This is a genomic window from Massilia sp. DJPM01, from assembly GCF_030348125.1.
Classification (GTDB): domain Bacteria; phylum Pseudomonadota; class Gammaproteobacteria; order Burkholderiales; family Burkholderiaceae_D; genus Telluria_A; species Telluria_A frigida.
Genome location: NZ_JAQOZV010000038.1, coordinates 62,180 through 71,769, shown reverse-complemented (window position 1 = coordinate 71,769; position 9,590 = coordinate 62,180). Strand labels below are relative to the sequence as shown.

Here is a 9,590-nt window from a genome sequence, read left to right as displayed (position 1 = left end):
TTAGGCCGGGGCAGCATTATCCTCACCGGTTCGACGTCGTCGCTGATCGGGCGTGAAGATCACCTCAATCTGGCAGTCGGCAAATTTGGGCTGCGGGCGCTGGCCCAGGTGCTGGCGCGCGAGGTGTGGCCGTCGGGGATCCACGTGGCGCACGTGGTGATCGATGCGGACGTGAAGGATTCGGATATTTTCGAGGCCGGCTACACCCAGGCCGAGCCACGGCACCTGGCCGATGCGGTGTTCGGCCTGCACCGCCAGCCACGCACGGCGTGGACCAGCGAAATGGACTTCCGTCCGTGGAACGAGAAGTTCTGGCTGCATTGCTGACCTGGCATTCACAGCCGCCGTCACCCTCGCCTGCGCGGGGTGACGGGTCATCCGTTTATACGTTGACGCCGAACGAGGACGCCAGCGGGCCCAGGCCGCCATTGAAGCCTTGGCCGACCGCGCGGAATTTCCAGTCGCCGGCATGCCGGTAGACTTCACCGAAAATCATGGCCGCTTCGGTCGAGCCATCTTCGGACAGATCGAAACGCGCGATTTCGGTGTTGTCGGCGGCATTGATGCAGCGAATGAAGGCATTCGACACCATGCCGAAGTTCTGCTTGCGCGCGGCGGCGTCGTGAATGGTGACGCACACCGAGATTTTTTCGATGTCGGCAGGTACACGACTCAGTTCGACGGTGATGCTTTCGTCGTCGCCATCGCCGGCGCCGGTGCGGTTGTCGCCGGAGTGGGTCACGCTGCCATCGACGGATTTGAGGTTGTTATAGAAGATCATGTCGGTATCGGCGCGGACTTTGCCGTCGGCCTTCAGCAAGAACACCGAACCGTCGAGGTCAAACTCGACGCCGCTGGTGGACCGGGCATCCCAGCCCAGGCCGATTACCATTTTCGTCAGGCCGGGCGCTTCCTTGCTCAGGTTGACGTTGCCACCCTTGGTCAGACTGATTGCCATCTTGAATTCTCCTGTTTTAGTGACTGCACAAGCCCTAATTATAGGGGCTGCGCGCGCGCGGGGCTGAAGGCGGCCTTAAAAAAAGCGCGGCGCCGCTGTCGCTGCGCGCTTCCAGCCATCACTTCCCCGAGGCGTTTTTGCCGCCGCGCCGCGTTGCTTGCGGGTCCTGGCGAAGACTTGACCTGAGCAGGGTGCCGGCGGCGTTGTCCTCGAAGCGGCCGGCTTCTTCTATATAGCCTTGCACGGTGCCGTCGTGGCGCCAGCCGCCCTGCCGTTTGATATCGCGGAAGTTGGCGCCGGCGCGGTGCGCGCTGGTGGCCATGCCGCGCCGCAGGCTGTGGCTGGACAGGTCGGGAACGTAATCGAGGCCGGCCAGCCGTGCGCATTGTTCAAGGATGGTGTTGACGCTGCCTTCGTGCAGGGAGGCGGCGGACAGCTCGCCCCATTTGCTGATCGGGCGGAACACCGGGCCGCTGGCGATGCCGGCGGCATCGAGCCAGGTGCGCAGCGCCGTGGCCGGGCAGCAGGCGCCGTCGCCGTAAGGGATCGCCTTGACGATGCCCTCCCCCGTCTGGTCGGTTTTCGAGCGCGGCAGGGTGATGGTCATACCCTCCGTTTGCAGGCCGATGTGGCTCACGTCGATGGCAACGAGCTCGCTGCGGCGCAGGCCGCCGAAAAATCCGATTTGCAGCAAGGCGTTGTCGCGCGCGGCTTTCAGCGTGCCCAGGCGCGCGAGTTCCCCGACGATCCGTTCCAGGTCTTCCACCGGGAGTGCCTTGGCCTTCTTTTTCGGCTTGCCGTTGGTGCGTGTGATGCCGGCCAGGGTTTTGCGGACGGTGGGCGTGGACGCGGGATCGGCAAAACCCTGGTGCACGTGCCACTGCGACAGCGCGGTCAGGCGCAGTGCCAGCGTGCGCGGATTGAGCGAGGCGGAAAATGCCAGCAGGTAGCGGATCATGGCCGGCTCGTCGGCCGGCAGCACCCCGCCCCAGGACAGGAAATGCTTGATGGCCGAGCGGTAAGTGCGGCGCGTGTTGTCCGAGGTGGCCGCGGCAAGAAAGGCGCGGTGCTGGGCGCTCAGCTCGGCATCGAGGGGCGTAATGGCGTTACGCGGCGGCGCCAGGCCGGTGGCGGGCGCTACAAGGGCGGGAATGAAATCATCGGACATGGCGGGACGCGGCAAAGCGCGATTTGTAACGGGTATTACGCAGCATATCACGGTAGGGCGGCGGATGACTCACGATAACAATTCTTATCGCGATCAATAAAAATGATTTTAAGAATACGTAGTAACGTAATTTAAGATAATATTACGTAACACGTAATACGTTACCTTATTCTGGAGTCCCAAAATGGCACGTGCCGGCATCCTCTATTCCCACGTTGCAGCCGCCGCTGCCGGTCTCGCTGCCGATAACAGGAACCCCACCGTGGACACCGTTCGTGAAGCGCTTGGCGGCACGGGCAGTAAAAGCACGATCGCGCCCATGCTCAAGCGCTGGAAGGAAGAACACCAGCAGGCGCCCGCCCCCGCCACGCCCGGCGTTCCGCCGAGCCTGCTGCAAGCGGTCAAAGGGGTGTATGAGTCGATCAAAACGGATTTCCAGCAGAATCTGGACGTGGAAAAGCTCGCCCACGCGGCCGGGCTTGAACAGCTCGCCGATGAGTTGCAACAGTCGCGCGCGCAACGGGCCGTGCTGGAACAGCGTGTGAAGGTGCTCGAAACAGAACTCGACAGCGCGATCACCACCATCGCGCAGGCCCACCAAGCCAACCACCTGCTGACGGTCGACCTGGCCGGCGCCCGCAGCGAGCAGGATGGCTTGCGGCAGCGCCTCGGCGACCGTGCCTCGGAAGTCGTCTCGCTCAACGCCCAGCTGACGCAGGCGCGCGCCCAGTTCGACCATTACCATGAGGCCACCGCCGCCCAGCGCGCCGAGGAACGCCAGGGTTTCGAGCAGCGCGCCGCCCTGGTCGACCGGGAATTGGTGACCTTGCGCCAGCAATTGCTGCATCACAAAGGCCAGGCCGCGCAGCTTGCCGGCCAGCTATCCCAGGCCGGCACCGAGAATGCCCGCCTGCACCAGGCCGCCGAGGCCGCACACAGCGAGGCCGCGCGCGCACGCACCGAATCCGAACGGGCCGCGTTCCAGGTGGCGGCGCTGTCCGCCCAGCTCGACAACTTGCAAACCCGGCACGATGCCATGCAGGCCGAACTGAGCGACAGCAAGATCGCTTTGGCGGTACGGGCGCGAGAGTCGGAAATCGCCGCCTCGCGCCTGGCCATCGCCGACAGCGTGGCACACGCCGGCGCCCAGGAAAAACAGGCGTTGATGCGTCAACTGACCGTGCTGGAAACCGAGTTGCGCCAGGAGCGGGCGTTGAAGGTACAGTGGAACGGAAAATCGGATTAAGCCGCTGCGTCACTCTCAGGTATTGATAGAGGAACTCGCGACTGAGGCCGAACTCCCGCGCAAGCGCAGCTTTCTGCTCGCCGGCACCAGCGCGGCGACGCAGCTCGACAACCTGGTCGTTCACTAGCGCTTTCTTGCGACCTCAGCAAGCGCCGCGCCGCCTGGCCAGTGCGATTCCTTCGCGCGGCAGCTCGCCGATCAGGGCCCGCTCGAACTCCACGAACACCCCATGACCGACAGCGGCAGGTTCGCCATCGGCGAATCTTCGCCGGTGATGTTCAGGCCTTCCTTTACGAATTCAATTATGGCTCAGCACGAGACCGGGCGCCAGACAGAGCATTTTCCCGTGAGCACTAATTACCCGGATTTTGTGGCCGGTCACCTGGAATAATTTCCAAATGGCAAAGTAGCGCCGCCACAATTATAGATCTGGGAAGATAAGCTTGTTCGATATGCAGAGCCGCAATGTCTCACGCAACTCATATTCAAACATTTCTTGAGATATGCCACAGATGTTGCTTAAAGCCTAGCATGGCTATATTTAGCTTACTAGTTTTAGTAGATCTTAACTTCGATGAATTGGTGGAAAGATGAAACTTTTTACGCTTTTCCGCAAATTATGAACCCTCCCAAAAGAACGCGCGTGTCGAAACGCAGTGGCTTCTCGTCCAATCAACGTGCGGACGTGAATCTTGCCATGCGTGCAGTTGAGATTGAGCGCGATGACCTTCTCGCGAAAAATCGGCTTCTTTGTGGTGCCAACGAAAATTTAGTGCTGGCTACTATAGATGCCCAAAATTTGCGTCTTGAGGCTGAGAGGGCAAATCAACGGCAGAATGAATTTTTGGCGATGCTTGCTCATGAACTACGCAACCCGCTGGCGCCCATCAGCATGGCAAGCTCAATGCTTGCAAAAACATATTTCCCTTCGGCGCAATTGGTAAAGATTCAAAACACAATCGATCGCCAAATAAATCATCTTTCCCGTCTTCTCGACGACCTTCTGGACGCGGCTCGAATCAACAGCGGGAAGATTACGTTAATGCGTAGTTCAATTCTTCTGGCTGACCAACTACGGAGCGCTATAGAAACCATACAGTTGAGAATTTCTCAACGAAATCAGTCAATCGAACTGTATGTCCCATCAGAAGACATATTGCTTTTTGGCGACCCGGTTCGGCTGGCGCAAGCTTTTTCAAATCTCCTTGTCAACGCATCGAAATTTACTCCGGACGGTGGAAAAATTGTAGTAAACGCTTGGGTCAATGAAGATACTGTCGTGATCACGGTGGCTGACAATGGCGCCGGCATTTCCTCTGACGTACTTCCACACATTTTCTCTTTGTTCACCCAGGGTCCTCGTGCGCTTGCACGTTCTGAAGGAGGTCTGGGCATTGGTCTGAACGTAGTTCGAAACGTCATCGAACTACATGCCGGAACGGTTAAAGCAGAGAGTGCGGGGATAGGACAGGGGACTGTGTTTACGGTGACGCTGCCGATGCCCATCTACGCTGAATCGCCAGTCATATTTGCGCAAGAGCTTGAGCGTGGCCCGCATCGCCATCGTATATTGCTCGTTGAAGACAATCCTGACACACTTGACATGCTGGCCATCTTTCTAAGATCGGAAGGCTACCAGATCGTCACCGCGTCCGATGGCGTGCAAGGATTGGAGATAGCCAGCGTGGACCATTACGATGTGCTTGTATGTGATATCGGCCTCCCGGGGATGGATGGATATGAACTGATCCGGCGCCTGCGGGAAAAAATCGGTTCGCGAATTCCCTTTTCCATCGCGGTCTCAGGCTATGGTCGAATTGAAGACAGGAAGCAAGCTATCGCAGCCGGCTTTGATCGATACATGGTCAAACCGATCGACCTCAAGGAGCTTGTGAAGCTGCTGGACTCCGTTCCCGTACATGCTTTAAAAACTGACAAAGGCGATGACCATTCGTCGTTACCATCGAATGGTGAATTGTGCAATTAATACTAACTTCACAACCATAGGTTTTTATGGAAAACCACGATATCGGTTGGATTGCGACTTTGCTGGAGGGGCATGACCATCAAACCAACTGCTCTGAGTTGATGGCGGATAGAATAATCGAATTATTCAGTGAAGCGGAAAAAAAGCTTTCCTCGATAATTGGTTTGCGCGGACTAAGCAAGCTTCACCATGCGAATATTAGCAAAATCGCCATGCAATATTCTTGGTTATCTGCTGCAATCGAAAATCCCGACCCTTCACTCAAAAGAGTTCAATTGTTGAGATCCGTACTTGTAGAACAAACCGCCGTGACGTCCAAGCAAGCAGGATTAGCCTTACTGCAAGGTTTTTACAGTAGACTGGTAACGCTGATTGGTTTGGCTGTGACGGAGATATTGCTCCGTTCTGTGTGGGAAACATCGAGCGCTAAATATGCGCGGGGATTATAAAATGGGTACAATGGTCAATATAGAGCAGCTAGCTACTGGGGTTCCAGGGTTGGACGAATTACTTGGTGGCGGATTGCCGCAATTTTCCTTCAACTTGATTGCGGGTGTTCCTGGTTGTGGCAAAACCACGCTGGCTCATCAAATAATGTTTTCATTAGCGACACCAGATCAGCCAGCTCTTTTCCTCACGATTTTGGGCGAGCCTCCGCTCAAAATGCTTCGATATCAACAGCAATTCAGTTTTTTCGATGCGAATGCAATTAATGGCACTGTTCATTTTGTTAACTTGTCCGAGGAAACATTAAGCGGAGATCTCGATCGTGTCCTGCACCGAATAGCCGAAGAGGTCGTCGCTCACAAGCCAGCATTCGTCTTTGTTGACTCGTTCCGGTCTGTATTGAGGTCATCACTCTCAAGCGATGATACGCGAAATAAAGTAGAGCATTTTGTTCAAGAATTAGCCATGATTATGACAAGTTGGCAAGCCACTACGTTTCTTATTGGCGAGTATGCGGAGCCAGGCGATGTTAATCCTGTTTTTACCGTGGCGGATGGGATATTGTGGTTGCGTCAGAGTGTTCAGCGAAATTCGATGGTCCGCAAAATCGAAGTTTTCAAAATGCGGGGACAGGCATCAATGCCAGGCCTTCATTCATTTCGAATTGGCAAAAATGGGATCAGAATATTTGCGCCGGTACGGATTCCTGATCATGAAGAGACGGAGCGGGAAATTCCGCGCGTTCTGCTGGGAATTCCCAAGTTGGATGACATGCTCGGCGGTGGCATACCCCAAGGATATTCTCTGTTGGTCGCCGGCCCATCGGGTTCAGGAAAAAGCATATTAGCTTCTACCTTCCTTGCAGAGGGAGCGCGGCAAGGGGAAGCCGGGGTGATTGCGGCATTTGAACAACGTCCGCGTAGAAAATCTCGAAATCCGATACTTGCGGAACTGGTCAAGGACGGCGTTGTCAGTGTGGTCAACACCGGATCTCCGGATCTTTCCATTGACGAGGTAATCGTTCTGTTGATAAATGAAATTCGACGTACAAATGCGACGCGGGTTGTTTTGGATTCACTTTCCGGCTTTGAACTTGCGCTAGCGCCAACCTTCCGTACGGATTTCCGCGAATCGATGCTCCGCCTTGTAACCACGTTGACTGACGCTGGAACCACCGTGGTCATGACCTCGGAGCTTGAGGACAGATATACAGATTTGCGTTTCAGTCCGTATGGAACCGCATTCCTGACCGATGCGATCATTGTGCAACGCTATATTGAAGTTGAAAGTCGCTTGCGTCGCGTCATCGCGGTGGTAAAGGTTCGTGCCAGCCACCATTCCGATGAGCTACGGGAATATACTATTGATGAGAATGGACTTCATATCGGCGAGATGTTGGTCGAACAAGAGGGCCTGTTAGGGGGAAGACCTACAAAGAAACGGGATAATATGGTATCCGGTCGCGAAAAACATATGCATGACACCGAGGCTTGACTCGCTGCGGCACCAAATGATCGTGGCCCCGGGTTGGCGGTACGCCGACCCGGGGCCAGGCGGACGGCACCGCCCTTACCCGGTATGCGGCGCGCTCAATGAGCTGCCGTCAAAACCCCACGCTCAGGCCAAGCTCGACCGAGCGCCCGTGACCCGGCAACGGCTGCAAAGCGCCGGCGGCACGCAGCCCCGACAAATACACACCGCCCAGCGGATCGGCATACGCCTTGTCGAGCAGATTGCTCACGGCGGCCCTCAACTGCACGTTTTTGCGCATCTGGTAGCTGGTGCGGGCGCCCAGCAGCGCATAGCCGGCGGTTTCCGGTTCCAGGCGGCGCGCATCGATCCGCTCCTTGCGGGCCACCAGCTTGCTCTCGATCCGGCTGTCCCAGGCGCCATTGCTGTGTTCCAGCGTCAGCAAGGCGTTGAACGGCATGATGTGGTACAGGTCGCCGCCGTCCGCGCGCTTGCCGCGCGTATAAGCCGCGTTTCCGCCGAATTTCACTGATCCCAAGCTGCCGCTGCTGGCCAGCGGCACGCTCCACGACAGATTGGCGCCGTACAGCCTGGCGTCATGATTGGCGAAGCGCAGCAGCGCGCGCCGTGCGTTCGCGACCCGGTAGGGCGTGAACTGGCCCACCACGTCGACGTCGATGTAATCCTGCACCCGGTTGTAATATGGATTGAGCTTCACGAACCAGCTGGACGCGCCGCTGGCGCCGTGCCAGTGCGCGGTGAAGCCCAGCGTGGTGGCCGTTTCCCGCTTCAGGTCGACCTTGCCCACATAGCCATTGCCGTCGCCAAACCAGTTGGTCATCGTCATCGCCATCGTGCCCCGGCCCCAGGAATAGCGCTCGTACAGATTGGGCGAACGCGTCTTGCGCGCCGCCGCCAGTTCGTAGGTGCTGCCCGCGTCCGCCTCGAAGCGCGCCAGTGCGCTCAGGTCCAGATTGCGGTCGCGCCGGCTGCGTCCTGCCGCGTTGAAGGCCGCTGCTGCGGCGGCATCGGCCGCATTCATCATGTTCTGGGCATACGGCTGGACCACGCCGGCGTCCATGCGCACCGATTCCCAGCGCGCGCCCAATAGCGAAGTCCAGCGCGCGTCATGCCGGGTTTCGGCCTCGCCGAACAGCGCAACGCGGTCGCGCCGGCCATCGTTGATATTGATATAGGTGTTCGGACCCATCATCATCGAGCCCGCCACGGCCGGCCAGAAATCGTCCAGCCGGAACCGGTGGAACTCCTGGCCCATGCGCAGCGTGCCGGCATCGCTCAAGGGCAGCGTGACTTGCAGCGCGTAGCCGGTGTTGCGGCCCTGCGTCAGCATCGGCATGTTGCCGGGCCGCTCAGGCGAGAAAAAACCCATCTCGTGGTCGGTGCTTTGCCAGTAGGCGCTGGCGTCGAGTTCACCCCAGCCGAACTTGCCGGCATAGCCCGCGTTCGCGAACTTGCCGTCGTTGCCGGTCATGTCCATGAACTGGTTGGGAAAACCCTGGTAGGGAATGCGCTGGGTGCCGACGCGCATTGTCAGCTGCTGGTTCTGCTCGCGCAAGGCCAGCACGGCCGACTGGTTGATGCTCTCGTACAGGCTGCCCGCCACGCGCCTGCCGTCGCCATCCTCGTAGCTATGACCGTGCGAATACGCCGCGTTGTAGCCGAAACTCATGCTGTCGCTGGCGACCGTGGCCGACACTCCCGCGTTGACCGCCTCGCCGTTGCTGCGCCCGCTCAACACGAGCTTGCCGCCTGTGCGCAGCGCCTCGCCCGCCTTGGCGAACACGGGCGCCGCCGACTTCACGGTGATGGTGCCCCCGATGCTGTCGCCACCGGCGCTGACCGGCGTCACGCCGGCCAGCACTTCGATGCGGCCGACCTGGCTGGGCGCGATGTTCGACAGCGGCGCATTCATATGGTTGGCGCAGGCCGAGGTGATTTCCATGCCGTCGATGCGAATCTTGAGGCGGTCGTCGCCCAGGCCATTGACGAACGGCAGGCCGGAGACGCCGCCGCCCTGTGCCACGCTGTAACCCGGCGTGGAACTGAGCAACAGCGCCGTGTCGCCGGCGCCGGAGCTACGCGGCTGCAAGCCTTCGCCAATCGCCGAGACGATGACTTTCATGTGCGGCGCGAGTTCCTGTGCGGCGTTGCTCTGGGCGTGCGCGTTCAGGCCAGCGCCGCCGGCGGCGGCCAGACAGACGGACAGATAAAGCGGTTTCATGGTAATTCCCTGACAAGTGATGTGTTGTGAAGTCAAAAACGCTGATGCAAGGGCAAATCGACGCAGCTGGTC

At 58.5% G+C, this 9,590-nt stretch carries 8 protein-coding genes and 2 pseudogenes; 6 read left to right on the top strand and 4 right to left on the bottom strand.

Going from position 1 to position 9,590, the window contains the following annotated elements; all coding sequences use genetic code 11:
* A pseudogene (locus tag PO883_RS22320) lies at positions 1 to 327 on the top strand (short-chain dehydrogenase); the annotation flags it as partial.
* Positions 328 to 382: 55 nt separating this feature from the next.
* Here the strand turns inward: PO883_RS22320 and PO883_RS22315 are convergent.
* Both PO883_RS22315 and PO883_RS22310 read right to left on the bottom strand, forming a co-directional pair.
* Positions 383 to 958 carry a TerD family protein gene (locus PO883_RS22315; RefSeq protein ID WP_289311703.1) on the bottom strand — a complete coding sequence of 192 codons (576 nt, stop codon included), beginning with the start codon at positions 956 to 958 and terminating at the stop codon, positions 383 to 385.
* Positions 959 to 1,076: 118 nt separating this feature from the next.
* Positions 1,077 to 2,126: a site-specific integrase gene (locus tag PO883_RS22310; protein ID WP_289311702.1), complete on the bottom strand. Its 1,050-nt coding sequence runs from the start codon at positions 2,124 to 2,126 to the stop codon at positions 1,077 to 1,079.
* Positions 2,127 to 2,310: 184 nt separating this feature from the next.
* On the opposite strand from PO883_RS22310, the gene PO883_RS22305 reads away from it, so the two are divergent.
* Entirely contained in the window at positions 2,311 to 3,372 is a 1,062-nt protein-coding gene (locus PO883_RS22305; RefSeq protein WP_289311701.1) for a DNA-binding protein, read from the top strand.
* Positions 3,373 to 3,385: 13 nt separating this feature from the next.
* Here the strand turns inward: PO883_RS22305 and PO883_RS22300 are convergent.
* Positions 3,386 to 3,675, bottom strand: a pseudogene (locus PO883_RS22300) (helix-turn-helix domain-containing protein); the annotation flags it as partial.
* Here PO883_RS22300 and PO883_RS22295 point away from each other — a divergent pair.
* The 4 genes from PO883_RS22295 (at position 3,602) to PO883_RS22280 (ending at position 7,300) form a co-directional block, all read left to right on the top strand.
* Entirely contained in the window at positions 3,602 to 3,763 is a 162-nt protein-coding gene (locus PO883_RS22295; protein ID WP_289311700.1) for a hypothetical protein, read from the top strand. The pseudogene PO883_RS22300 and the gene PO883_RS22295 overlap by 74 nt on opposite strands.
* A 252-nt stretch (positions 3,764 to 4,015) precedes the next feature.
* On the top strand, positions 4,016 to 5,359 hold the full coding sequence (locus PO883_RS22290; RefSeq protein WP_289311699.1) for an ATP-binding protein: 1,344 nt from the start codon (positions 4,016 to 4,018) through the stop codon (positions 5,357 to 5,359).
* Between the two features lie 26 nt (positions 5,360 to 5,385).
* A complete protein-coding gene (locus PO883_RS22285; protein WP_289311698.1) occupies positions 5,386 to 5,808 on the top strand; it encodes a hypothetical protein in 423 nt (140 codons plus the stop codon).
* A 1-nt stretch (position 5,809) separates the two neighbouring features.
* A complete protein-coding gene (locus PO883_RS22280) occupies positions 5,810 to 7,300 on the top strand; it encodes an ATPase domain-containing protein (RefSeq protein ID WP_289311697.1) in 1,491 nt (496 codons plus the stop codon).
* Between the two features lie 109 nt (positions 7,301 to 7,409).
* Here the strand turns inward: PO883_RS22280 and PO883_RS22275 are convergent, their stop codons facing one another.
* Positions 7,410 to 9,518 carry a TonB-dependent receptor gene (locus PO883_RS22275; protein WP_289311696.1) on the bottom strand — a complete coding sequence of 703 codons (2,109 nt, stop codon included), beginning with the start codon at positions 9,516 to 9,518 and terminating at the stop codon, positions 7,410 to 7,412.
* Between the last annotated feature and the right edge of the window lie 72 nt (positions 9,519 to 9,590).

What these genes read in the sequence shown, in the direction of transcription:
- PO883_RS22315 (WP_289311703.1), bottom strand. Translation starts at nt 958, where the DNA reads ATGGCAATCAGTCTGACCAAGGGTGGCAACGTCAACCTGAGCAAGGAA.
- PO883_RS22310 (WP_289311702.1), bottom strand. Translation starts at nt 2,126, where the DNA reads ATGTCCGATGATTTCATTCCCGCCCTTGTAGCGCCCGCCACCGGCCTG.
- PO883_RS22305 (WP_289311701.1), top strand. Translation starts at nt 2,311, where the DNA reads ATGGCACGTGCCGGCATCCTCTATTCCCACGTTGCAGCCGCCGCTGCC.
- PO883_RS22295 (WP_289311700.1), top strand. Translation starts at nt 3,602, where the DNA reads ATGACCGACAGCGGCAGGTTCGCCATCGGCGAATCTTCGCCGGTGATG.
- PO883_RS22285 (WP_289311698.1), top strand. Translation starts at nt 5,386, where the DNA reads ATGGAAAACCACGATATCGGTTGGATTGCGACTTTGCTGGAGGGGCAT.
- PO883_RS22280 (WP_289311697.1), top strand. Translation starts at nt 5,810, where the DNA reads ATGGGTACAATGGTCAATATAGAGCAGCTAGCTACTGGGGTTCCAGGG.
- PO883_RS22275 (WP_289311696.1), bottom strand. Translation starts at nt 9,518, where the DNA reads ATGAAACCGCTTTATCTGTCCGTCTGTCTGGCCGCCGCCGGCGGCGCT.